The organism is Nesterenkonia sp. PF2B19 (assembly GCF_001758425.2).
Classification (GTDB): domain Bacteria; phylum Actinomycetota; class Actinomycetes; order Actinomycetales; family Micrococcaceae; genus Nesterenkonia; species Nesterenkonia aethiopica.
Genome location: NZ_MDSS02000003.1, coordinates 1 through 23,878, shown reverse-complemented (window position 1 = coordinate 23,878; position 23,878 = coordinate 1). Strand labels below are relative to the sequence as shown.

The following is a 23,878-nucleotide window of genomic DNA, read 5'->3' as shown; positions in this document are numbered from 1 at the left end:
AGATGTCGGCGGTCCGGCGTAGCGTGAAAGCCGAGGGGGTAGCGAGGCGAGGAGAGGAACAATGAGCGCGAGTCAGTACCGAGGACAGCTCGAACGCAAGCGCAAGCAGCGGGTCGAGGCGGAGAAGAAGGCCGGGGACTACCGATCCAAGGAGTCCACCAAGCGTGCCGAGGCGGCCAAGGCTCGCCAGGCCGCGGCGAAGACCAAGAGCGAGTCCACCGCCAAGAGCAAGCTTCGTGAGGCCGAGCGCAAGGACAAGGAGGCTGAGACTGCGGGCAAGGAAGCGGGCCGCTGGCAGACCAAGGCCACCGGCTATGCGAAGGAAGAGTCGTCGTTGCAGACGAAGCTCACGCGTGCAGAGCGGTCCGAAGCCGATGCCGCCGAGCGGCGGCGTAAGCGAGAGCAGCAGCAGGCCGAGCGGCGTGCCGCGACCGAGAAGGCAGCGCTCGACTCCCGCATCAGCCAGACTGAATCCGCCGTGGATCACGCTCTGCGACAGTTACCCGCACCCAAGCCCGAGAAGCTCCGTGTCCTCATCCTTGGGGCGTCGTCTGAAGGGGACCTGCGCGTGGGGCGTGAGCAGAAGCGCATCCGATCCGCGGTCGAGTCGGCCTTGCATCGCGACCAGATCGACCTCGACGTGCGACCCGCCGCCACGACAGCCGACCTTCTCGACGGCATCACGAAGTTCCGGCCACACGTGGTGCACTTCTCCGGACACAGCGACGATGACCTCATCGTGTTCGAGGACGAGCAAGATGAACCCCACGACGGCGTGATCGTCACCGCCACGGCTTTCGCGAACGCCATCCGAGCCACCGACGACCCGCCACTGCTGGTCTTGCTGAACTCCTGCAACTCCGCGTCACAGATCGATGCACTCGTGGAGCAAGTGGTGCCGTTCGCCATCGGGATGGCCGATGAGATCGACGACGGCGACGCGATCAACTACGCAGCCCAGTTCTACGCCTCCATCGCCAACGGTCAGTCCGTCAACTCGGCCCACCTGGCCGGGAAGGTCCGCCTCGAACTCGACGGCCTCGATGGTGCCGAGCTCCCGACGCTGGCCTGGGCTCCCGATGTCGACCCGGCCGCAACCATCCTCGTCAAGCCAACCAGCCCGGAGTGACGGTCAGACGCGGCGGCACAACGGCAACGCAGCGGCAGTGAACGCGGCGGCCTGCTGACCGACCAACAATTGGGTTTCGCAGGATGCCTGAATGGCGGCCTGTTCGATCGCCGCCACCCCTGCCTCTAGCTTCTCCACCGATGCGGCGGAGATGGAGATGAGGCCGGTGTAGCGCAGCACGCCGTGTCCGGCGGTCAGGTCTGCCTCCTGCTGGAGCACGTCCTGATACTCGGCGGTCTGGGCGGCGTCCTCGATCTGCCCGATCTTCGCCCGCTGCGCCTGGTCGCTGATGTGCTCGACCTTCTTCTTCCGGATGTCCCTGGCGGCCTGGTCCGAGCGCATCGGGGTACAGATCAGCGAAAAGGACCGTTGGATGCCGGTGGACAGCAGCACCGGGGACAGGAACCCCGGATAGACCATCGAGCGCGGCCACTCGGAGACCCACAACACCGCGTGATGGGCCGAATCGGTGCGCAAGCGGGTCCAGGACTCATTCACCGCGACCGGACCGGCGGTGGCCAGGGATTGACCGAGTTCACCGTGGCGCTCCAACGTGGCGGCGATCGCCGGGTCATACGCACTGCGCAGGATGACGGCGATCTCACCCGGTGACAGCCAGCCCGAGGGTGTGAGGTCGGCTGAGCGCAGCGCCGCGACGAGGGTGGACATCTCCTGGCGGAGCACGGCGGCGGCGCCGCGAATACCGCCGCCGGCGGTCCTGATCTGCCGCGCGGCGTTCTTCATGTCCAACGACAACGACAGCGTGGTCGCATGCCTCTCGCCGGCGGGCCCGGCCCTGTCGATCAGCTCGGCGTAGGTGGTCGCGGCCCAGGTGTCGTCTTGGGTGCCGTGGGATGCCCACCATTCGGCCAGTCCGGTGCCCGAGTCCGCCAGGGTGCGTTCCAAGACTTGGAGGGTGGCGATGTGGCCGGAGCGGCAGACGGTGGCGAGGACGCGCCCCCAGGAGGTGACGCGGCGTTCCTGCTCGCCGGGGTCGAGAAGCACGAATGCGGGGTGGTTCACTTCGCAGACCACGGTCAACGTCTGCTGGTGGGGGTCGTGGATCATCCCCGCGTGCGTTTCGGGGTCGGTGTACTCCCGCAGCCTTGCCATGTCACCGGGTAGCGCCAGTGTTCCGACCGGACGAGGCGCGACCACACGACGGCGATACAGGAGTTGGCCTCCGGTGGTGCGCCAGAGCCACCAGAAAGCCACCGGCAGCCATTCGACCGTCGGCCGGCCGGCGATTGGTATCCACGTCAAGGCCGCGGCGATCACCCAGATGGGTGCGGTGTAGGCGAGCAGGATGCCGCCACCGGCGTAGAGCGCACCGACCACCGAGAGGATGCCGGTGGCGAGGGTGATGAGCTGGGAGAGCGAGAGCCCCAGGAGGATGCCGCGGCGGGTCAGGCGGGAGAACTTGACCGGCACCAACTCCGACGACCCGGTCGTGTGCTCGTTCTGTTTCGTGGGCACGACGGGTTACTCCTTCCCGGTTGGCTTCGGCGCTGGTGGCGGCGGCTGTTTCGGCGGACGCGACTCCGGTGCCGATGGGCCTCCACTGGGTGTCTTCGGTGCTGGTGTCGAGGGTGGAGGCGCCTGCGAGGCTGGAGGTGTGTTGCCGGTATGGCTCGCAGAGTCGGCAGCGGACTCACCTTGCTTGCCGACTGCCTGGCCGGACTTGGGTCCGGCGGTGGCTGCGTCTTTGGCGACCTTGGCTGCCACGACCGCGGCCGCAGCCGGCCCAGCCGCCGCACCGGCACCAGCTCCGCCACTGGCACCAGCCTTGGCGCCTGCTCCGCTGCTCGCGACCGCCTTGCTCCCGCTCGCCCCAGTCGTGCCCGAGGTCTTGGGCGCAGCGCTCTTGGGCTCGGGCGGCTTCTTTCCACCGCCGCCACCGTCGCCGCCGGACTTGCCGCCGCCCTCATCAAGGACCTTCTTCGGATCAGACCCGCCCTGGGGTTTATTCGAGGTCGGCATGGGTCGGTTGAGGGCGCTCTTGGCGTCTTGTTCGGAGCCGATGGCGTGGTACATGTCGAAGCCCACGAAGTTGAGGAACTTGTAGGTCATGTAGGGGGCGAAGGCGGCCATCGCCATCAGCACGATCCCGGCGATCGGGTCGGCCACCGAGGCCAGGTCCCCATCGATCGGTGCGGAGACTTGGGTGATGGCGACCAGGAACATCACCACCAGCACGAGTTTGGAGACGATCAGGGCGATGACGAACATCGCCCACTTGCTGATCCACCCCTTTGTCGCATCCCACGACGCCCCAGAGAATGCTAACGGTGCCAGGACGATGGCGACCAGCAGCAGGGCTTTGCGCACCAGCAGGGACAGCCAGACGATCGCGGCCGCACTGATGGCGAGTCCGGCGAGGAAGATGGTGATGATCGCTCCGACGCCGGGGGCGGCGATGTTGATCGCCGTCAGGCCGGCGACGAGCAGGGTGATCTTGTCGCCCATGGACTCGGTGGTCTCTCCGGCGGCGTGGATGATCCCCACACAGAGCTGGTCGACGATCTCTAACAGCAGCGCGGTGAGGGTGATGACCACGAATGACCCGAGGACGGACTTCGCTAGCCCGAGGGCGGCACGGGACAGCGCGGTGGGATCGCGTCTGATCAGTCCGGTGATGAGTTGGAGGCAGAAGAAGATCAGCATGATGAAGATCGCGATGCCGAACAGGATGTTGTAGACCGCCACGTACTCATCGCGGGTGACATCGACCAGGGTGGTGGTGTCGAACACGGACCAGACGGCCTCGAACAGCCAGCCGGCGGCGGCGCCCATGGCGGAGGCGAGCCAGTCGAAGGGGGCGGAGACGAGGGTGGCGGCGGCTTCGCCCGCCACATCGCACACCGAGGAGATGATGGGAACATCGCAGACACCCACCGCAGATCACTCCTTCACGCAGAGTCGAAGATGGTGGGTGGGGTCAGACCTGCTGGCCGACGTTCCAGAAGAAGTTGATCAGCGTCACTGAGGCTCCGCAGATGATCGCCGCGCCACAGGAGACGAGGACGCCGACCTTCCCCCTACCCGCCAGGTGCGGGTTGGATGAGTTGGCGCCGAAACCCCACACGATCGCGCTGATAATCAGGGCCAGGACGGAGAGGATCAGGCCAATGGTCATGATCGCCCCGACGATGATGCGCAACTGGCTGATGCCCGGCAGGCCCGAGTCGTTGGGGTCGATGTCGACCTGCATCGGCAAGCCGGGACCGACGGCGGTGACGGTTTCCAGGGCGAGGGTCAGGGTGTTCATCGTGGGGGTGCTCCTTCAGTGTTCGGCGAGAGAGTTCTCGCCGATCAGGTGCACCACCCGCCCCAGGGTTGTGCTGGCAGGAGAGGGCCCACAGGCACTGAGGGGTTCAGAGTTGTTGGCCGAGGTCGATCAGCCAGTTCATCCACGCCACCCCGGCCCCGGCCAGAATGGCGGCTCCCAGGGCGGTCCAGGCGCCGACGCGTGCTTTGGTCGCAGCCGCGTGGTGGCCGTTGGATGAGGCCAGTGCCCAGCCGATGGCGCAGACGATCAGCATCAGCACCGCGATGATCAGCACGAAGGTCAGCAGCGCGCCGATGACCTCGCGCAGCTCACCGATGCCTTCCAGGCCCTCGAAATCAGGAAAGACCCCCATCATCGATCACGGCCCCTCGACGGCTGAGAGATGGACATGGTCGTAGTGGCCGCCGGTGATGTCCTCGGGGTCGTGCATGCCGCCGCCGTTATAGGGCCGCCATCCCTCGTCGGCGCGGCCGGCTGACCAAATTTGTCCTTGCCAGATCAGGTAGTCGATGCCGAGGGGCTCGGCGTGTTCTTGGAGCCAGTTGGTCACGGCCCAGCCGAGTTCGAGCGCTTGCCCGGTGGCGGGTTCGCCGATGGCGTTGCCGAAGGTGCCATCACAGGCTCGTCCGAGCGGGTGATCGGAGGCTTGACCGGGGCGCGGTGAGTAGCAGACCCAGTCCGAATCGGGGAAGGCGGTGTGGACTTGGTCGAGGATGTGCGCGGTGCGGGCGGTGATCTGCCCGTTGCTGGTGGGGTCGTCCACGAGCGCGTCGGGGTCATCGCCGGGGAACGGCTCCGGATCACTAGCCTCGCCGTGCTCGGGCGTGCACCCGGGCTCCGGTGAGTTCGGCGGCGGGTTCTGGTCGCCGCCGGTGATGCCTTCGGCGTCCTGGTCGAGCAGCCATTGCTCGGCATCGACGGTCTCTGCGTCCTGGCCGCCGGGGCGGATTTCCAGATGCAGATGCGGCCCGGTGGAGCGGCCCGAGGAACCGACGTCACCTATGTGCTCACCGGCGCTCACAGTGTCTCCGTCGGACACGTGGATACCTGTTTCCCACATGTGGACGTAGGTGCTCGTCACCGTCTCGCCGGCCGCGGTGTGTTCCAGGACGATGACCCCGCCGCGGGCCTCGTTGTACGACGCGGAAACAACGCGACCATCGGCCAGCGCGAACAGAGCGGTGCCGTCAGGAGCAGCCCAGTCGGTACCGGCATGCAAGCTCCGTTCGCCGGTGAAGGGGTCGGTGCGCCAGCCCCAGTCGCTGGTCTTGACCCAGGTTCCTTCGGGCAGCGGGAAGACCACTCTGTTGGTCTCCGGCACCGAGGTGTCACCAGTGCCGTCCCCACTGCTGCCGCCGGTGCTGGTCAGGGTGGTCAGGATGGTCTGGGCCACCGGCTGATAGTTCTGGTACCGGTCGGGGTGCGCGGAGCGTTCGACGGCTTGGGCGGCTTCGCCAGGGTCCATGTCTCGCCAGCTCGCGATGTCCAGCAGGCCTGGTGGGTCGGGATGGTTGGGGCCTTCTTGGCCGCCGTAGAACGCCCTGGCCTGGTACTCGGGGCGCATGAGTTCAGCGACGGTGCCCCAGCCGGTCTCGGGGCGCATCTGAAACAGGCCCAGGCTGTCGTGGTCGGCGCCGTCGCCGTCGCTGGGATAGAGGATCGAGTCTGGATAGGCCGTGCTGTTGGACAGTTGCCGCAGACCAGATTCTGTCAGCGCGGCCATCAGCGCGATCAGCACGCCCCGGTCATCGATGCCCTCGGTCTGTGAGCCGATGTCGATGATCGTGGCCGCGTGCTCCAACTGAAACCGCACCAGCGTGATGCTCTCGCCGTCGCGGGTGGTCGCGGTCAGCGAGTCGGGGACCTCCTCGACATTCAGCTCGGCGTCTGCGGGTGCGCAGACGGTGGCATCGGCCCTGGAGGCCGGGTTCAACAACACCCCGACCCCGAGGAAGACAACGGAAGGGCCAAGCATCACGGTCGCAGCGAGGAGAACGAGCAGTGCCTTCTTCACCAGTCACACCTCCGGCGCCTATCGGAGGGGGTTGTCGAGTTGGGACAACCGCAACAGGTGGCAGTTCTGCTCTGGTGGGCAGGCGATGAACATCGTGAACGCGACCGGATGGGCGCTGGTGACGTGCTCGTCGTTCCACAGGCCTTCGCGGTGGCGGGTGCCCTCGATCGTGTACGCGACCGTGCCCTCGGCGAGCTGGCCCGGCTGTGCCTGTTCCAGGGCGGTGTCCCACGCGTCTGGAACGAACGCGTTGTCGATGGTCAGGTGCTGGGCGGTGGCGTACTGCCTGAGTTCGATCCACGCCTGCTGATTCGGGAGGTAGGCGGCAACGTCGGACGCCAGACCTGCTTGCTCGGCACCGGTGGGGTCGCCGACATCCAGGATCACCAAGGTGTAGTCCAGGAGCATGAACCCCGAGGCGGTGTCCCACGCGAACAGCGAGGTGGCGACGTTGCGGGCGAAGGACTCTGGGTCGGCTGAGGCACGCACCACTGGCAGTCGCGGTGGCGCGGTCGGTGCCGGGTCGGCCGGTGCGCTCACCACCGGATCGGAGGGCGTGTTGTTGTCACGATCGTGGCTGGGTGGTCCGGTGATCAGGCCGTAGATGCCGGTGCCGATCACATGCAGCACGATCAACGCGCCAGCTCCGGCGGCGATGAGTCGGCGGCGCGTGCCGGGCTCAGTGAGATCGGGAGTCTTCATACCCGTCAGGTGCACCACCGCCACCAGAAGCGAGCGGCGTTGCTACGCGGAGTGATCAGAGGGCGCGCAGATGTCCGCGTGTAGGCACCGCTTTGTCGTCGGCTTGGTGCTCGTTGGCGGTGCGCAGTTCTTCGGCGAAACGACTGGTCCCGGCGGCTGTTGTCAGAAAGGAGGCGACCTGCTCATCGGTGAGTTCAGCAGCGAGCTGTTCGGCGTCGTAGTGCCTCCACCACTCCACCAGCTCACCCCAGGTGAGTACGAACGCCCGCACCGGATAGCGCTTCGGCGCCCCGTCGTCACCGGTCACCGGCCTCGGGCGAGGCGCACGCTTCTTGGTTCTCGCGTCCTTGGCGCGGGTTAGGGCATCGGCGGCAAGCTGATGCAGGTCCGCCTCCCGGTTCTCCTGCGCTGTCTTTGCCGCGGCGCGGATGGCTTCGTAGACCGGGTGCACCGGAGCGCCAGCATCGATGCGTTGCAACTCGGCGTTGACGCTTTCGCGTAGCTCAGCGGGTTGAGCTGGGTCGTCGGCGATCTTCTGCAGGTAGCTGATCTTGTCCAGCGTGGTATGGGAAGCACCGCCGGGGATCATCGCCGCCGCTTGCTCGCGGGCTATGCCCAAAGGGCCGGGTGACGGTCCTGCAAGATTTGCAGGACCGTCCGATCCAGGTTGGTTGTCGGCGCTGAACTGCGTCGCGGCTTTGCGACGGGCAGCGTCTTCGTGCAGGAGTGCCTTCAGTTCGCGGTAGAGGGCGGCGGCCTCGGTCTGAGTCAACGGCTTGTGCAAAGCGTTGTCGTCTTGCTCGGCCAACAGGTGCCCGAGGCGGTCAGAGATCCCTGAGCGGACCCAGACGTTGACCTTGCGCCAGCCGAGCCCTCTAATGGCCGCCAAGCGGCGTGCCCCGCACACCAGGACCCCGTCAGGGGTGATCGTGATCGGCTGCAACAGGCCATCGCGCTCGACGGAGACGGCGAGCTTTTCGATGTCGCCCAGCTCGGTGCGATGCCGGCGCCCCACTTTGATGGACTCCACGGTGCGTTCCAGCTCGATGTAACCCGCCGTCGCACTCACGACCGATCACTCCCGTCAGTCCTTCGGCTACTGGGGGCGGCCAGAGAGATGGTCAGGATGAGATCGTCATCGCGCAGCAGCACCGGCAGGGACTCACCGATCAGCAACCGCAACAACACACCCCGCCCGGTGCTCGTGGCGGCGTAGGCGGGGTGGGGGTTACCCAGCAGTGCTTTCAGCAACGCCGACCAGGACCGGCCGGGGATGTCGAGAAGGGCGCGGGCGTGTTTGTCCCGGCGCAGTGCCTCGTAGGCGGCCTGGCGGGTGCCGGTCTTGGTCAGCACCCCGCACACATGCTCGATGCCGGCACGTGCGGTGGTCGGGGGCCAGTCGAGCAGCGTGAACAGCGCGATCGCGTCTTCCACGGCCGAGGCTGTCGAGGTGCACGCTGGCGACGTCAGAGAGTCCGCGTCGACGTCTGCCTCGTCATCGGTGACCGATGAGTGGTCCGTTGCGTGGAAGGCGGAGTGGTAGTCGCTCAGCGGGTTCTCTCGGTCGGAGAACCGCTCGGGATCGTGGAAGGCCGAGACGTGCGGGCGGCGTGCTTGGTGGACCGAGCAGAGCAGTCCTTGGGCGCGTTCTTCGAAGATGCAGGTGATTCGCACCGCGTGCGTGATGACCGCCCACGGATCGCGTGCCTCGCGGACAGAGCGGGTGCGCATCACATCGAACGCCGCTGACGCGGCCTCCCAGGGGTCCAGGCCGTGCTTGCGCGCGAGAGGCTCATACTTCTGCGCGACGTAGGCCATCAACTCGGAGGCAACAAGATCACGGAACCACGCACCGGGGCCTGTCGTGTGGAGCCGGACTAGCAGCGCGCGAAGTCCGTTGCTGGTGGTGAAGTCCTCATCACGCCCGGCGTCGGGGTTGTGCTGGTCGGTGTCTGTGTCGGTGGTTGTCGTCATGGTCTTGGCACCTCCTGGCAGACAGGTGCACACGCACTCCCCGGCTCTGATCTGCGTGCGGTTGGTTGTCGGGGTGTCCATGTCCACTCACCTGCTCAACTCATCCCGACCGCAGGACGCGCAGGTGCACGGGCGGTGCCACCTCGGCCGAAAGCCGACACCGGCGGCAACCGGCGCGCCCTGTCACTGACGCTTCTCATGCCGGCGGCCACTGGCGCACGGGAGCGGCGGGCCAGCTCTACCTCGAAGTCGATACCCCGCCCCGCTAGGGCAGCGCTGTGCCGCGCCATGAGGTCGGTGGGTCGAACCCAGTCCACCCCCGGTGCCCGATGGCCGCGAATCTTCGGCGTCTTCTGGTCCTGACCGATCTTCGCGACCCGCACCGCCTCTGGCGTTCCCGACTTTTCCGTGGGCTCCACAGTCGTGCGGTCGGTCTCGGGCTGCGCTGGTCGCTGCGGTCTGCGATCAAGCGGTTGCTCCTGGTGCTGCCGGTCGCGTTCGGTACTGGTGTTCATGGGTTCTTCGCCTCCTCGACGGTGTCGATATCGGGAAGGTGCGCGGTGGTGAACCAGCGGCCCACCGTGGAGGGATGCACTCCGAGGTGGCCGGCGATGCGCTTGTTCGACCACCCCTGTCCGCGCAATTCGGCGGCGACGTCACGCCGGTCCTGCTCGACTCGCCGGGGGCCGGGAACGGTCCGGGCTTGCTCTACCGTCACCCGCCCGCGGGAGGCAACAGGCCGCAAAGACTCTTGCTCGACCTGGCTGCGGGTCTCATCCGCATTCTGTGCAAGCGGTTGAGGGTCTTCGTGCTCCGGGACGGGCCGGGTGAGGATCACGGTCAGGTGGGTGATCGCCAGCAGCACCAGAGGCGGGACGGCCGCGACGGAGGCGGCCAGCACACCGGGCACGTCGGCGTCGGCGGCGACCACCGCGTGCAGGGCGTTGGCGGTGACCGAGACGATCGCACCTGCCGCAAGAAGTGCCCACGGATACCAGGCACCACGTTGACCAGCCAGCGCCACCACGGAGACGGTGGCCACGACGATGATGCCGTCCACGATCAGCGGCCATGCCCACGCCTGACCCTCCTCGATCCCCGAACGCCGGGCCAGATCAGCCAAGGCCGTGAAGGACAGCCAGAACGCCCCCAGGGCAATCAGCACCGTCCCGGCCACCGCAGTGACCACAGCCAGGCGACCACCACGACGCCGCACCACAGCAGTACTCGCCGCCGTCATGACAACACCCGCTTCGCGGTGTGACTCGGCGCTCGCCGTGGCGCCTCGTTGTAACTGTTCGCCCAGGTGCGCGGCTGTGGCTGTGTGGTGCGGTAGGCCGAACGGATCGTCGCCGAGACCTCCCGCTGCGTCAGCCCCACATGTTCGGCCGCAGGACCGAGGACGGCATACGTGTCGGCCGGTGGGGTCCCGCTTTCAGCCAAGCGGCAAGCGGCCCAGAACAGGCCACGGTTACGCTCACCCTCCACCCGATCAGCCACCCAGGCCGCCAACCGGTCGGCACTCACTTCTGTGAGCTGCCCGGTTGGTCTTGGAGCGGGCGCTGGCCGGGGGTCGAGGAACTCCCGCAACCCATCCGAATCCAGCGACTCGACTCGGCCGGTGTTGATCCGTCGCATCCGATACCCCGCGCTGCCCGAGTTGGCGCCGATGACCGAGGGCGGCACGATGATGTAGCCACCGTCGCCACGGAAATCCACACCGGCTCGGGCGGCCTGCCACGACCGCTGCTTTGCGCTGGGTGTGGCTGGGTAGTAGGCGTGCATCCCACCCGAAGGCGTGCTCACGAGGAGTTGCCAGCCGCCCACCAGGCCTGCGTCGTGGGCGCGCTCGAACGCCGAAAAGCCGCTCACGGGTCCGTGGACATCAACATCCACCACCACGACACCGGAGGATGCACCGGTGGGCACACCGATGTTGGCCCCCGGCGACTGTCGCCACCACGCCTCGATCTGGTCGAGGTTCGTGGTGGCGTCGTGAAACCCGTGCCCGGTAGCCGGCCGCTTCCCGAACGAAGCGCACGGGAACACTGGCACGCCCGCACGAGCGAACTCACGCGCCGCTGTCGAGAGCGGCCACGCGCCGTTCATCCGCAGCAACACCGAAGAGACGACACCGCGTTCGCTCATCACAGGCCCCGCCCCTCGAACGCTGGCGTCGCGGCGGGTCGGACAGCTGGCTCCCGTGGTGGAGCCGGCTCACCACGAGTAAGTGGTTCGGTCATCTGAGGCGTCTGTGCGGGGGTGCCGCGGTCCAGCCTGGCGGGATGCCGTTGCCGACCTGGGTCGTGTCGAGCTGATCCAGGATTGCCAGCGCGGTCTTGCGGACCCGCTCTCCGGTGGCCTTGACCACCTCCACCGGTTCCTTACCATCCACCCGCGCGGCCCAGGTTGAGACGTACGGGATCGTGTACCTGCTGGTGTCCATTCCGTGGGCGGACCCGACCATCAGCGCGACCGACTCGGCTTCGACCTCCCCGATCCCGCGATGCTGGCGTGCATCTTCCTGATCGGGGCCGTGCATGACCACATGGGCGAGTTCGTGGGCGAGGGTCTTGACCTGCGCGGCCGCGTCCATGTTCTCCCGTACCGCGACCGTGTTCGCCGCGTAGTCGGTCATCCCGTTCGCGCCATCAATCAGCCCCTCGTGCGGCACCCGCACCACGGAGAACCCCGCAGCCTCGACCTGTTTGGCCAGACCGTCCCAGAGCCCGGCCGGTGCCTGGCCTTCCAGCAGCGTCGGCGACGGAGGTTCGGGGATCGGCTCTCCGACGGTCTGGCTTGCGTCCCATACATAGGCAGGGCGGACGCCGACCATTTTGGTGCGCACGACCTCACCGGAACGCGGTTTCTCACCCTTGCTCAGGCGCCGCCATGACTCCGCATCGGCAGGGTTCGATGAGGCGAAGCGTCCGGTGACCGGCGCGAGAATCTGATACCCCGGCTGCCCCTTCTGCACCTGCCTGCTCAGCCCCTGCCACTGCCGGTACCCCGCGACATAGGACGGGAAAGGTGCGGACACCAGGCCGGCCCCATAGGCACCTTGGTGTTGTTCCCAGATGAGCACCGAGTTCGAGAACGATCTGGTCCTGAACCGTGCGGCGAACGCGAGCGCGCGGGCCCAGTCCTCACCCGAGACGAGCTGTTCCACCGCACCCGTCAGGCGCTCGTGCAGCTCATCGAGCCGCGCCTCACGCGCAGCCTGCGCGTCCTTACGTGCCGTGGCCATCGCTGGGCTCCTCCCGTTACCCTGAGCACCGGACCCACCAACCGGGCTCGGTGCCTATCAGGTGCGACAGGATCACCAGCAAGACGAGACGGACAACGGAACAGCAACGGTGACCGTCAGGAACAGCAGTGAACCCGACGAGTCCCCACCGGACTACCAGACTTTCCCTGCCGCGGGGACTCCGACGGGTCACGATGCGGATTCTCGTACCGTCGATGCGGCGATCTGAATCTTCGAGAATCAGGCGGCAGCTCTCTGACGGGCCAGTTCGCGATAGCGCGAGGGGGTGACGCCGAGGGCCTGGCTGAACGTCCGGGCAGCGTGTCCCCGGCTGCGCCAACCGACCTGTTCCATCGCCTCTGTGATTGGCAGGTCTGTCTCGCGCAGCAGCCTCGCCAGGCCCTCGGCGCGTACTGTGGCGAGATAGGACATGGGGCTCTTGCCGTAGGCCTCTGCGAAGACACGGCCCAGCTGTGAGGGTGATAGGTGCACCGACTCCGCGAGCCGGTTTAAGGTCCACCGTGCGGCTGGTGCGCTGCGCAGCAGTTCTGCGGCCTGTCGGGCCTCGTCCCTCAGTGGTGCGAACCGCTGCTCGCCCGGTCGGGAGGAAATGGTGGTTCTTCGCTGTGAGTGTGAGCGTCGTGTCGGTGTCGTACTCACATACGGCATCACCACATCGAGGATTGCGAACAGCAGTGCCTGCATTCGGTAGAACCGCTTTGGGCAAGGACCATCGAGAGTAAGGCAGACCAGCTCATCGAGCCATGGCGTGAGCATCCCCGCCCGGTTCTCGCCGAGTCGTAGTATCTGCGCCGGCTCGGAGTACAGGTCCTCGGCGAGGTCTTTTGCGTCCAGTCGGTCGGACAACAAGGCCGCGTGCTGCCAGAAAATCTGATCCACAACGTAGTCGCGGTCGAGGTAGAGAGTGGTGACGGTCGCCGATCCTTCGGGTTCGCTTCCGCACAGGGTGCTGGCGCCGAGCGCGATCACGTCGCCCACCCTGACGGGCTTCTCGCCGAACTCGCTGAGCAGCACCGCTGAACCATCTCGAACGAAGATCAGCTTTACACAGTCGTAAGCCACCGGCGCGATGGGAGCATGCACGGCCTTCGTGCGTGCTACCAACGGACCGTACAGACTCATGCCGTGTCTCGTTTCGCCTGACGGTCAGCTCGTCGCTACCGCTGGCACACCTCGCGTAGGTTGGCCGATGGTGGAACGACCGTTCATCACCGCGCCGTCCTTCATCGGCTTCGAGTTCCGTGAAAAATTCGGAGTTTTACTGTCCACCGGATCGCTCGACAGCAGCGATGGACCACAAGCTCTGTTTCGCTTGGTCCAAGAAGTGTCTTAAGGTTCTGGATCACAATTCCCATGTGAGTGGCCCTGTCAGGAGCGCACCAGGCGCGCGATGGCCGCAGACGCCTCGCGGATCTTTCCCTCGGCTCCTGTGCCGCCGTCTTGGATCGCTCCGACTACGCAATGTTTCAGGTGTTCGTCGAGCAGTCCGAGGGCGACGTTCTCCAGCGCAGCGGTGACCGCGCTGATCTGGGTGAGTACTTCGATGCAGTAGGTATCTTCTGCAATCATCCGGTTGATACCCCGGGTTTGCCCCTCGATACGTTTGAGCCGGGCGAGGTAGCGGTCTTTGTCGCTGATGTAGCCGCGCGAGGTTGCGAGCGGTGGTGTCTGCGGTGTGGTTGTCACTGTCGTGCCTGCCTTCTCGGTTCTGCCGGTTATCCCTGGGCGGAGCGGTCGAGGAATTTGCTGGTGCTCGCTTTGGGTGCGAGGTCGAGGCGGCGTAGCAGTTGGGCGTTGAGCGCCACGACGACCGTGGAAACTGACATGAGGATCGCGCCGATGCTCATGGGCAGCACGAACCCGATGGGTGCGAGGACTCCTGCGGCCAGGGGCACGGCGGCGAGGTTGTATCCGGCGGCCCACCAGAGGTTCTGCTTCATCTTGCGGTAGCTGGCTCGGGACAGGTCGATGACTGAGAGCACCGAGCGCGGATCTGAGGAGGCGAGGATGACCCCGGCTGAGCCGATGGCCACATCGGTGCCGGCTCCGATGGCGATGCCGACGTCCGCCTGGGCCAGGGCCGGGGCGTCGTTGACGCCGTCGCCGACCATGGCCACCTTCTTCCCTTCGTCTTGGAGTTCGGCGACTTTGGCAGCCTTATCCTCGGGACGAACACCAGCGAAGACACGGTCTATGCCCAGTTCAAGAGCCACGGTGTCGGCGACGGCTTGGGCGTCGCCGGTGATCATGACGACCTGAGCTCCTGCTGCGTGCAGTGCATCCACGGCATCACGGGATTCTGGCCGGATCTCATCGGCGAGGCGCAGCGCCCCGATGATCTGCCCATCAGCCAGGACATGCAGGATGATTGCGCCTTCCTCGCGCCACTGGTCGGCGATCGGCAACTCTGCGTTGGAGTGCTGCTCGAGAAGGTAGGGACCACCGACCTCGATGGTCATGTCGTCGACCGTGGCCCTGACCCCGACGGCCGGGGAGGAGGAGAAGTCCTGAGCCGGCGGCACCCGGAGGTCCTTGGTGCTGGCGGCTCCGGTGATGGCGCGGGCCAGGGGGTGTTCGCTGTCGGCTTCGGCGGCCGCGGCCAGTGCGAGCACCTGGTCTTCCTCCCAGCCCGCGACGGGTTCGATGCCGGTGACAGTGGGTTCGCCCTTGGTCAGGGTGCCGGTCTTGTCGAAGAGCACCGCATCGACGGTGCGCATGGATTCCAGGGCGAGCCGGTCCTTGACCAGCACGCCGCCGCGGGCTGCACGCTCAGTAGCGATGGACACGACGAGTGGGATCGCCAGCCCCAGGGCGTGGGGGCAGGCGATGACCAGCACGGTGATGGTGCGCACCACCGCGGCATCGGGGACTCCGAGCAGGGTCCAGACGACCGCGGTGATCGCCGCGGCCCCGAGGGCGAACCAGAACAACCAGGCAGCTGCGGTATCGGCAATGCGCTGGGCCCGCGACGAGGAGGCCTGCGCATCGGCGACGAGCTTCTGGATACCGGCCAGAGAGGTGTCCTCACCGATGGCCGAGACCTCGACCCGCAGCCCGGAATCGGTCGCGACGGTGCCCGCCACCACGTGGTCCCCGGTGTCGCGTCGCACCGGCTTGGACTCACCGGTGATCATCGACTCGTCCATGGACGCGCTGCCATCGACGATCTTCCCGTCGGCCGGCACCGAGGCACCGGGACGGACGATCACCACATCGCCGACCGCCAGATCGGCAGGAGCGACCTTGACGACGTTCTCGCCCTCGACCTTCTCCGCCTCGTCGGGCAGCAACGCGGCCAGCGAATCGAGTGCCGAGGTGGTCTGGGCCAGGGAGCGCATCTCGATCCAGTGGCCCAGCAGCATGATGACCACCAGCAGGGCCAGCTCCCACCAGAAGTTCAGCTCATGATCCAGGATGTGCAGGCTCGCGCCCCACGAGGCGATGAACGCCACCGTGATCGCCAGCCCGATCAGCAGCATCATCCCGGGCTTGCGAGAGCGGATCTCTGAGAGCGCGCCGGTCAGGAAGGGCCATCCGCCCCAGAAGTAGATGACGGTGCCCAGGATCGGGGAGACCCACCACACCCACTCGGCGTCGGGCAGGTGGTAGCCGACCAGGTGGGCGAACATCTCGTTGAACCCCACCACCGGGACCGCCAGGACCAGCATGATCCAGAACAGGCGGCGGAACTGACCGACGTGATCACCATGACCCTCGTGCCCGCCGTGGCCGGCGTGATGGTCATGTCCACCATGCCCGTGGTGGTCGTGGTGACCATCGTGCTTGTCAGGCTGGTGGTGCGTCGACCGGTCCTCCTGCTTGATGTGCCCGCCGGCGTGGCCATGATGATGGTGGGCATTGTGTGTGTTGTTCATACCGGTCTCGGGTCTCCTGCTCGGTTCTACCTTCGGCTGATCGTGGGGCTGGTCAGCTAGTGGGTTCGATCTCGGATTCGACGACCCACTTGTGGTTGGTCATGGTCATGCCGTCAGCTTCGAAGTCGACGACGTAGACGGTCTCCTCGGTCGAGGAGAAGATCGTGGCGGTGGCTCCGTCCATGCCTTCCATGTGAGCGGCAGCCAGCGTGACTTCGGTGCCGTCCTCGAGTCGCTGGTCACCGACGTCCTCGATCTCTTCGTGAACAACCCACCTGTGATCGGTGACCGGGTCGCCTCCGGTGGTGGGGGTGTAATCGACGGAGTAGGTGTAGGTGTCGTAGGCCCCGACGATCGTCGCCGTAGCTCCGTCCATGCCGGGCATATGGTCAGCCGTCAGCGTGACCTCGTCGCCGACTTGGTACTCGGGGTCGGTGGCCTCGGTCATGCCTTCGGGCACGGGGCCGCCGTCTGCGGGGTGGTCCATGTGCTCGTGACCGTCCTCGGCTTCCTCGGAGTTCTCACCGTGATCCTGATGTTCGGCCGAGGTGTCGCTCGGGTCAGGCTCGCTGTCAGTGGCGCAGCCAGCCAGGAAAAGTGTTGCGCTGAAGACTGCTGTCCCCAGGGTGAGTGTTAGCCGTTTGGTCATGGGGTTCTCCTTCGGTTCACATCGCACGGGCGCCATGTGTGGACTCTGGTCTGACCTCCGGCGCGTCTGCGGTGGTATGGAGGTGTCGGTTCCGCGCCCGCTCCGAGGTGTGCTCACGCGGGCGCGGAACCTCTTGGTGGTGGTTACCTAGGCGGCGTTGGCGTAACGGTCCGGATCTGCGTCGAACAAGGGTCCGCAGGCCGCACAGCAGAACCAGTAGCGTTCACCGCGATAATCGCGGTAGAGGCCCGCCTCTTCGGCCTGGGTCTTGATGACCGGGGTACCAGGCATCACCAGGCACTCGGTGACATCGTCGCTGTTCGCGGTGGCCAAGTCGTCAGCCTTTGGTGCGTGCCCGCCGCAGCCGCCCGAGGCGGGTTCAACTCCGTGGTTGTGGTTGTCGTGTGCAGTCATCGTGGATGGTGTCCTTTCTGGGGGTTGATGACAGTTGGGTTCTTCTCACACGCGAGCTGGCTCACGTGCAGGTGTGGCAGCACTGGCGGCGGGGGCCGCTTGGTTGTCAGCCTTCGCCTTGAACCTGCGCAACCTGAGGCTGTTGGAGACCACCGAGACACTGGAGAAGGCCATGGCGGCACCGGCGAGCATGGGGTTGAGCAGGCCGAAGGCGGCGATCGGGATGGCAGCGCTGTTGTAGCCGAAGGCCCAGAACAGGTTCTGCTTGATCGTGCGCAGGGTCCGGCGTGCCAGGCGGATCGCATCCGCCGCAGCCCGCAGGTCGCCGCGGACCAAGGTGATATCGGCGGCCTCGATGGCGACATCGGTGCCGGTGCCCATCGCCAGGCCCAGATCGGACTGGGCCAGGGCGGGGGCGTCGTTGACGCCGTCACCGACCATCGCCACCACCTTTCCCTCACCTTGGAGGCGGGCGACCACGTCGACCTTGTCCTTGGGGAGCACCTCGGCAATCACCTGGTCGATGCCGACCTCGGCGGCGACCTGCTCGGCCACCGTCTGGTTGTCTCCGGTCAGCAGCACCGGGGTCAGGCCGAGGTCCTTGAACTGGCTGATCGCCTCAGCAGAGGTGGGCTTGATCTGATCGGAGACCACCAGCACGCCTCGCGCCTGGCCGTCCCAGCCGACCGTGATCGCAGTCTTGCCCTCCGTCTCAGCGGCCCGCTTGGCAGATTTAAGGTCCTCATCGAGGGGCATCGACCAGTCAGCCAGCAACGTTTCGCGACCGGCAACCACGGCATGACCATCGACGACTCCCTGCACGCCCTTGCCCTCGATGTTCTCGAAAGACTCCGGGGTGGGGAGGTCGCCGACCTCGGCGGTGGCCCCGGCGGCAATGGCCTGGGCGATGGGGTGCTCGGAGTAGTCCTCCAAGCCGCCAGCGATCCTCAGCAGCTCTTCGCGACTCACCCCGTCGGCAGTGATGGCATCGGTCAGGGTCATCTTCCCGGTGGTGACGGTGCCGGTCTTGTCCAGCACGATGGTGTCGACCTTCCGGGTGGATTCCAGCACCTCAGGGCCCTTGATGAGAACACCCATCTGGGCTCCGCGTCCGGTGCCGACCAGTAGTGCGGTCGGTGCGGCCAGTCCCATGGCGCACGGGCAGGCGATGATCAGCACGGCCACGGTGGCGGTGAAGGCTGCACTGACCGGGAACCCGGCCATCAGCCATGCGCCCAGGGCGGCGACGGCCACCGCGATCGCGATCGGCACGAACACACCGGAGACCCGGTCGACCAGGCGCTGGATCTCGGCCTTGCCGGACTGGGCGTCCTCGACCATCTTGGCCATCTGCGCCAGCTGGGTATCCGAGCCCACCCGGGTGGCCCGCACCACCAGCCGACCGCCGGCATTGACCGTGGCACCGGCGACAGCGACGCCCTCGGAGACTTCCACGGGCACGGATTCACCAGTGAGCATCGAGGCATCGATGGCGGAACTGCCGGAGCTGATCACCCCGTCGGTGGCGATCTTCTCGCCCGGGCGGACCACGAACTCGTCGTCAACGTTGAGCTCGTCGATGGAGACGCGCTCTTCGTTGCCGTTGCGCAGGATCGAGACTTCCTTGGCGCCCAGCTCCATCAGGGCCCGCAGGGCTGCTCCGGCTTGACGTTTGGAGGTCTTCTCGAAGTAGCGGCCCAGCAGGACGAAGGTGATCACCCCGGCGGCGACCTCCAGGTAGATGTGCCCCAGTCCGTCGGTGCGGGAGATGGTCAGCTCGAAGGGGTGGACCACCCCGCGGTCCCCGGCGGTGCCGAAGAACAGCGCGACCAGTGACCAGATCAGCGCGGCACTGGTGCCCACCGAGATCAAGGTGTCCATGGTCGCCGCGCCATGCTTGAAATTCGCCCAGGCAGCCTTATGGAAAGGCCAGCCGGCCCACACCACCACCGGGGCGGCCAACGCGAGAGAGGCAAAGCCCCAGAAGTCGAACTGCAGGGCCGGGATCATCGCCATCAGGATCACCGGCACCGCCAGGATCGCCGCACCGATCAATCGCTGCTTGAGCACCCGGATCTCGGCATCCTCACGCGACTCACCCTCATCGGCCGTGCTGGGCTTGCCGCCCTTGGGCGTGGGCAGTTCAGCGGTGTAGCCGGTCTTCTCGACCTCGGCGATCAGCAGGCCCGGGTCGTAGTCGGCGGGGGCGGTGACGCTGGCCTTCTCGGTCGCGTAGTTCACGCTGGCCTCGACGCCGTCGAGCTTGTTGAGCTTCTTCTCGATCCGATTCGCGCATGAGGCGCAGGTCATGCCACCGATCTTCAACTCAACACCAGTGAGGTTCACGCCAGTGCTGATGTCGTGTGCGCTGGAGTTCTCAGTGGTCATGGTCCTCTCCTTCCTCGTTGTCGGCCTGGCCAGCGTCGCCGGAGTCGGTGCTGCTGGTGGTCTCGACGACCAGCGGGGCCGTGTGCACGTCGCCGTCGACCTGGAAGTCCAGGAACAGTAGGTACCGACCTGGTGTGGGCGCGGTGGCCTCGAAGACGATCTCCGGCCCGGAGGTCTCACCGGCCTCGGGCGCATCGCCGTGCGGATGGACGTGCAGGTAGCCCAGGTCGCCGTCGCGCAGGGCCACCAAGTGGCCGAAGGCTCCCAGGTAGGGCTCCAGTTCGGTGACTGGATCACCGTCACGGCTGATGGTCATGGTCAGCTCGGAGGCTTCACCGGCCACCAGATCGCCTGTCACCTCGACATCGAAGTCGTTGACAGTGGTCTGGGTGACCGGCTGCTCCGCGGGTACCGGATCGTAGTCGCCGGCAACCTGAACTGTGGTCGACAGCGTCATGCCTTCGCCGGTCTCTTCGGGTACGAAGTCAGCAAAGACGCGGTAGCTGCCTGCGGTCTCCCACTGCCAAGGGATGGACCACCTGCCAGCCTCATCCCGTTCGGGGTGGACGTGGCGAAACTGCTGCCCATCAGTCCGGACGGCGATCAGGTGCATCTCTTGCTCGTGGTCGAGGGTGAAATCGGTCACCGGGTTTCCATCGGGTCCAGTCACCGTTAGCGACAGCTCGCCCTCGGCACCGGTTTGAGTCGGGGCGGATACCTGTGTGAGTTGATATCCGTCCTGGGCCAGGCCGAGGCCTAGCGAGGCCGTAGCAGCCTCGTGGCCAGCGTGGCCGCCGCTGCTCATGTCATCTCCTCCTGTGCTGTGTCCGTCCGCTCCGTGGTGATCTTCGGGTGTCTCTTCCACCCACGCCTGCACGGTGTCCTCGTCGATGACCGCGTTCGCCGTGAATCCAGCCACGGCGAACACGGGTCACGAGGATCAGCCCGTATAGGCCGAGTCGCGCAGGGGCCTTCATGCTCAGCTCCTGACGGCCGTGTAGCCGGCCTCATCGACCGCGGCGATCACCGCAGCATCGTCGACCGGCTGGTCGGCGGTAACCGCTAGACGGCCGGTCTGAGCGCTGACGTCGATGCCGATGACGCCGTCGATCTCCGAGACCTCGCTGCGGATCGCACCCTCGCAGTGCCCACAGGTCATCCCGGTCACCTGGTACTCGGTCGTGGTCGCCATGCTTGTAACTCCTTCACTCGTGTACGACTTGATGTCCACCGTATACCCATGGGGGGTATAGGTCAATCGGATGTGGCTGCGGCCTCTTGTGGCGCCTCACCCGTGGGGCGCACATGACGCAGCCGGGTGGCGGCGATGATCGCGGCCAGCGCGGCGATGACCACTGAGACGATCGCGGCGGTGTTCAGCCCGCCGGTGAAGGCCTCTTGGGCCGCATTCACCAGCGACTCGCCGAGGGTTCCGGGGAGGTCGGCTGCCGCTGCCATCGCGCCATCGACGCTGTCCGATGCCGCCGCGGCAGAATCGGCCGGCAGCCCATCGGGCAGTAGAGCGCCGATCTGGCTTCGGTAGGCGGCGATTCCCACGCTGCCGATGACTGCGACACCCAGGGAGATGCCCAGGTCGTTCGCGGTGGTCGCCAGCCCAGAGGCTCCGCCGGCCTTCTGAGGTGGCACTGAGCTGACCACCAGGTCGGTCGTCAGGGCCATCGAAGGTGCGACGCCGGGATAGGTGATCGCGAAGCTGGCGATCACCAGCGCGAGACCCGTGCCGGCGTCGAGCTGGGTGAACAGCACATAGCCGACCACCTGGGTCAGCAGGCCGACGGCGATCACATTGCCGGGGCGAAATCTGCGGGCCAGGACCGGGGAGAGCGTCGCTACGACGATCAACACGGCGGCGGCGGGCAGGATCGAGAACCCTGCCTGCAAGGGCGACAGCTCTTGGACCTGCTGGAGGTACTGGGTGAACAGCGAGTACACCCCGCCCAGGGCAGCAGCGGAGAGCAAGAACACCGCGAGCGCTCCGGAGACGGTGCGGTTGGCGAACAGCCGCACATCCAGCAGCGGCTTCTCAGCTCGCAGTTGACGGACCACGAACCACAGTCCGACCACTGCGCCGACCACCAGCAAGGCGATCGAGGGCCCGGCCGGCTCCTGGGCGGCGAAGCGCTTGATGCCGTAGATGATCGCAAGCAGCCCTGCGACCAGCAGGAGAGCCGAGAACAGATCGATGCGCGCGGAGGAGTCCTTGTGTTCGGGCAGCAGCAATGGAGCGCCGATGACCACCAACGCCATGATCGGCACCGCGACCAGGAAGGTGGCCTGCCAGCCGAAGCCCTCCAACAGCAGACCGGAGAGCAACGGTCCGAGGGCGACGCCGGCGGAGATGCCGCCGGCCCACACTCCGATCGCCATGCCGCGCTGTTTCGCGTCCGCGAACAGTACGAAGATCAGACCCAGGGTGGCGGGGATCATCATCGCCGCCGCCAGACCCAAGATGGCCCGCCAGAGGATCATCAGCTCAGGAACCGTGGTGAGCGATGCGGCAATAGAGATTACTGCGAACAAGATCGCACCGATGACCATCAGTAGGCGCTTGCCCACCCGGTCACCGAGCACACCCATCGCGACCAGGAACCCGGCCATCACGAACCCGTAGATATCGAGAATCCACAACAGCTGGGTGCTCGATGGGTTCAGGTCCGCGGCCATTTGCGGCGCCGCGAGGAACAAGATCGTCAACATCATGAACAGCAGCGTCGAAGGCGTCACCAGGACCGCCAGGCCCCACCACTGTCGTGCGCTCGCTCTGGGCGCCTGGGCTGGTGCACCGGTCATGACTCGCCTCCGATGCTTGCGCGTGTCGTCGTCATGGTCTTGCCACTCCTCTCGGCCGACGCCTCTCCTGGCGCGGTCTCCGTAACTCAGTCATGCATGTACGAGATACAACGGCTACACTATCTCATGCATTCCCGTACGAGTTATAAGGTGGAGCATGCCGACTAAGAGGGACACCGAGGCCCACAGCCGTCAACCTGGTTCTGCGCCGACGCCGCGCGCGGCCAATCAGCGCGCGGACGCGCAGCGCAACCGGGCGAAGATCCTGACCGCGACCGTGACCGCGATCCGCAAGAATCCCGACGCCTCGGTCGCCGACATCGCCGCCGAGGCGGGAGTGGGCAGGATGACGCTGTACGGGCACTTCCAGACCCGAGCCGAACTGATCGAGGCCGCGCTTGTCGAGAGCCTCGAACGCGCCGAAGACGTGCTCAGCGAAGTGCCACTGGACGGCGATGCGCGGGCGGCGTTCGAGCGCCTCGTCTCCTCCAGCTGGGTGTTCGTTGACCAGTCCCGAGCCCTGCTGGCCACTGCGCAGAAGGAGCTGTCGGCAGCTCGGATCCGCGAGCTGCACGAGAAGGCCGAGGCGCGCATGCGGGGCCTGCTGCTACGCGGCCAGCGCGAGGGTGCCTTCCGCAGCGACCTGCCAGTGACGTGGCTACTCACCACCACCCACGTCGTGCTCAACGGCGCCGCCGAGGAGGTGCGCACCGGGCGCCTTGATCCCGATGACGCCCCGTGGTTCATCGAGGCGATCCTGCTGCCCGCCTTCACCGCGACCACCAACGAGGTCGACCCGCAATGAGTCCCCTCACGGTCGCCGTCATTGGTGCCGGTGCGGCCGGGACCGCCGCTGCCCGTACCCTGCACGCCTCCGGTGTTGATGTCGCGGTCCAAGTATTCACACGTACCGGAGAACGGCCGTACAACCGAACCTTGGTCAACAAGGGTGTGGCCATCGGACTGCTCGACCCCGATCAGATCGCACTGCCCGACGCCGCCGTCCCCCTCCGCGCCGACACCGCACGTGGTCTCGACCCCCGCTCGCGACGAGTCCACTTCAACTCCGGTCGAAGCGAGAAATTCGAAGCAGTGATCATCGCCACCGGTAGCCGGCCCCGCCACCTGGACGAGACGATCATCGGGCGCGACCAAGCGACCGACGCAGGCCGCCTGACGACCCTGCACTCCCTCGCCGACGCCGTCCGCGTGCGCGACTTCCTCGCCACTACTCACCCGGTGCGGGTCCTGATCCTCGGTGGCGGCCTAGGGCATGTCTGACAAATGTGCGGTCCAGGCGATCACCGCGTTGAGGACGACAGCAGCGCGATAGGTCAGCGCGTGCTTGTCATAGCGAGTCGCGAT

The 23,878-nt window shown here is 66.4% G+C and carries 24 protein-coding genes and 1 pseudogene; 3 read left to right on the top strand and 22 right to left on the bottom strand.

The genetic code is table 11. The features are described 5' to 3' along the window. Window positions 1–61 precede the first annotated feature (61 nt). Entirely contained in the window at window positions 62–1,129 is a 1,068-nt protein-coding gene (locus tag BCY76_RS01310) for a CHAT domain-containing protein (protein ID WP_070158691.1), read from the top strand. Window positions 1,130–1,132: 3 nt separating this feature from the next. On the opposite strand, the gene BCY76_RS01305 is transcribed toward BCY76_RS01310, so the two are convergent. The 21 genes from BCY76_RS01305 to BCY76_RS01205 all read right to left on the bottom strand — a co-directional run bounded on the left by BCY76_RS01305 (window position 1,133) and on the right by BCY76_RS01205 (window position 22,513). After that, the gene (locus tag BCY76_RS01305; protein ID WP_070158690.1) at window positions 1,133–2,605 is read right to left on the bottom strand and encodes an SCO6880 family protein; all 1,473 of its coding nucleotides are present in this window, start codon (window positions 2,603–2,605) and stop codon (window positions 1,133–1,135) included. 6 nt (window positions 2,606–2,611) lie between these two features. Beyond that, a complete protein-coding gene (locus BCY76_RS01300) occupies window positions 2,612–4,024 on the bottom strand; it encodes a conjugal transfer protein TrbL (RefSeq protein WP_070158689.1) in 1,413 nt (470 codons plus the stop codon). Window positions 4,025–4,067: 43 nt separating this feature from the next. Further along, window positions 4,068–4,397 carry a DUF6112 family protein gene (locus BCY76_RS01295; RefSeq protein WP_070158688.1) on the bottom strand — a complete coding sequence of 110 codons (330 nt, stop codon included), beginning with the start codon at window positions 4,395–4,397 and terminating at the stop codon, window positions 4,068–4,070. Between the two features lie 106 nt (window positions 4,398–4,503). After that, window positions 4,504–4,770 (bottom strand): DUF6112 family protein, encoded by a 267-nt coding sequence (locus BCY76_RS01290; protein WP_070158714.1) that lies wholly within the window; start codon window positions 4,768–4,770, stop codon window positions 4,504–4,506. A gap of 6 nt (window positions 4,771–4,776) precedes the next feature. Continuing rightward, window positions 4,777–6,393, bottom strand: a complete 1,617-nt coding sequence (locus BCY76_RS01285; RefSeq protein ID WP_170922551.1) for a M23 family metallopeptidase — start codon at window positions 6,391–6,393, stop codon at window positions 4,777–4,779. A 57-nt stretch (window positions 6,394–6,450) separates the two neighbouring features. Next, window positions 6,451–7,134, bottom strand: coding sequence for a hypothetical protein (locus BCY76_RS01280; protein ID WP_070158686.1), 684 nt, complete (start codon window positions 7,132–7,134; stop codon window positions 6,451–6,453). 55 nt (window positions 7,135–7,189) lie between these two features. Next, window positions 7,190–8,203 (bottom strand): ParB N-terminal domain-containing protein, encoded by a 1,014-nt coding sequence (locus BCY76_RS01275; RefSeq protein ID WP_070158685.1) that lies wholly within the window; start codon window positions 8,201–8,203, stop codon window positions 7,190–7,192. After that, on the bottom strand, window positions 8,200–9,108 hold the full coding sequence (locus tag BCY76_RS01270; RefSeq protein ID WP_070158684.1) for a hypothetical protein: 909 nt from the start codon (window positions 9,106–9,108) through the stop codon (window positions 8,200–8,202). The genes BCY76_RS01275 and BCY76_RS01270 overlap by 4 nt, the downstream gene beginning before the upstream one ends. 95 nt (window positions 9,109–9,203) lie before the next feature. Beyond that, complete coding sequence (locus BCY76_RS18440; protein WP_083277256.1) at window positions 9,204–9,623, bottom strand: hypothetical protein; 420 nt, start codon at window positions 9,621–9,623, stop codon at window positions 9,204–9,206. Beyond that, window positions 9,620–10,348: a DUF2637 domain-containing protein gene (locus BCY76_RS01260; RefSeq protein ID WP_170922545.1), complete on the bottom strand. Its 729-nt coding sequence runs from the start codon at window positions 10,346–10,348 to the stop codon at window positions 9,620–9,622. The genes BCY76_RS18440 and BCY76_RS01260 overlap by 4 nt, the downstream gene beginning before the upstream one ends. Next, window positions 10,345–11,256, bottom strand: coding sequence for a bifunctional DNA primase/polymerase (locus BCY76_RS01255; RefSeq protein ID WP_070158713.1), 912 nt, complete (start codon window positions 11,254–11,256; stop codon window positions 10,345–10,347). Before BCY76_RS01255 ends, BCY76_RS01260 begins: the two co-directional genes overlap by 4 nt. A gap of 91 nt (window positions 11,257–11,347) precedes the next feature. Beyond that, complete coding sequence (locus BCY76_RS01250) at window positions 11,348–12,355, bottom strand: ArdC-like ssDNA-binding domain-containing protein (protein ID WP_237089896.1); 1,008 nt, start codon at window positions 12,353–12,355, stop codon at window positions 11,348–11,350. A gap of 240 nt (window positions 12,356–12,595) precedes the next feature. Continuing rightward, complete coding sequence (locus tag BCY76_RS01245; protein ID WP_070158682.1) at window positions 12,596–13,498, bottom strand: helix-turn-helix transcriptional regulator; 903 nt, start codon at window positions 13,496–13,498, stop codon at window positions 12,596–12,598. A gap of 246 nt (window positions 13,499–13,744) precedes the next feature. Next, on the bottom strand, window positions 13,745–14,062 hold the full coding sequence (locus BCY76_RS01240; RefSeq protein ID WP_083277254.1) for a metal-sensitive transcriptional regulator: 318 nt from the start codon (window positions 14,060–14,062) through the stop codon (window positions 13,745–13,747). Between the two features lie 29 nt (window positions 14,063–14,091). Beyond that, entirely contained in the window at window positions 14,092–16,251 is a 2,160-nt protein-coding gene (locus BCY76_RS01235) for a heavy metal translocating P-type ATPase (protein WP_083277253.1), read from the bottom strand. Between the two features lie 52 nt (window positions 16,252–16,303). Then, entirely contained in the window at window positions 16,304–16,900 is a 597-nt protein-coding gene (locus tag BCY76_RS01230; protein WP_070158681.1) for a YdhK family protein, read from the bottom strand. 147 nt (window positions 16,901–17,047) lie between these two features. Continuing rightward, window positions 17,048–17,314 carry a YHS domain-containing protein gene (locus tag BCY76_RS01225; protein ID WP_070158680.1) on the bottom strand — a complete coding sequence of 89 codons (267 nt, stop codon included), beginning with the start codon at window positions 17,312–17,314 and terminating at the stop codon, window positions 17,048–17,050. A 45-nt stretch (window positions 17,315–17,359) separates the two neighbouring features. Next, window positions 17,360–19,702: a heavy metal translocating P-type ATPase gene (locus tag BCY76_RS01220; protein ID WP_085437067.1), complete on the bottom strand. Its 2,343-nt coding sequence runs from the start codon at window positions 19,700–19,702 to the stop codon at window positions 17,360–17,362. After that, on the bottom strand, window positions 19,692–20,507 hold the full coding sequence (locus BCY76_RS01215; protein WP_237089895.1) for a heavy-metal-associated domain-containing protein: 816 nt from the start codon (window positions 20,505–20,507) through the stop codon (window positions 19,692–19,694). The genes BCY76_RS01220 and BCY76_RS01215 overlap by 11 nt, the downstream gene beginning before the upstream one ends. Window positions 20,508–20,681: 174 nt before the next feature. Continuing rightward, window positions 20,682–20,894 carry a heavy-metal-associated domain-containing protein gene (locus tag BCY76_RS01210; RefSeq protein ID WP_070158679.1) on the bottom strand — a complete coding sequence of 71 codons (213 nt, stop codon included), beginning with the start codon at window positions 20,892–20,894 and terminating at the stop codon, window positions 20,682–20,684. 62 nt (window positions 20,895–20,956) lie between these two features. Continuing rightward, complete coding sequence (locus BCY76_RS01205; RefSeq protein ID WP_070158678.1) at window positions 20,957–22,513, bottom strand: MFS transporter; 1,557 nt, start codon at window positions 22,511–22,513, stop codon at window positions 20,957–20,959. 277 nt (window positions 22,514–22,790) lie between these two features. Here BCY76_RS01205 and BCY76_RS01200 point away from each other — a divergent pair, with 277 nt between their 5' ends. Then, complete coding sequence (locus BCY76_RS01200; RefSeq protein ID WP_237089894.1) at window positions 22,791–23,318, top strand: TetR/AcrR family transcriptional regulator; 528 nt, start codon at window positions 22,791–22,793, stop codon at window positions 23,316–23,318. Then, window positions 23,315–23,794: an FAD-dependent oxidoreductase gene (locus tag BCY76_RS01195; RefSeq protein ID WP_083277252.1), complete on the top strand. Its 480-nt coding sequence runs from the start codon at window positions 23,315–23,317 to the stop codon at window positions 23,792–23,794. The genes BCY76_RS01200 and BCY76_RS01195 overlap by 4 nt, the downstream gene beginning before the upstream one ends. Here BCY76_RS01195 and BCY76_RS18435 read toward each other — a convergent pair. Beyond that, window positions 23,780–23,878 (bottom strand): annotated as a pseudogene (locus tag BCY76_RS18435) (IS5/IS1182 family transposase); the annotation flags it as partial. The gene BCY76_RS01195 and the pseudogene BCY76_RS18435 sit on opposite strands and share 15 nt — an antisense overlap.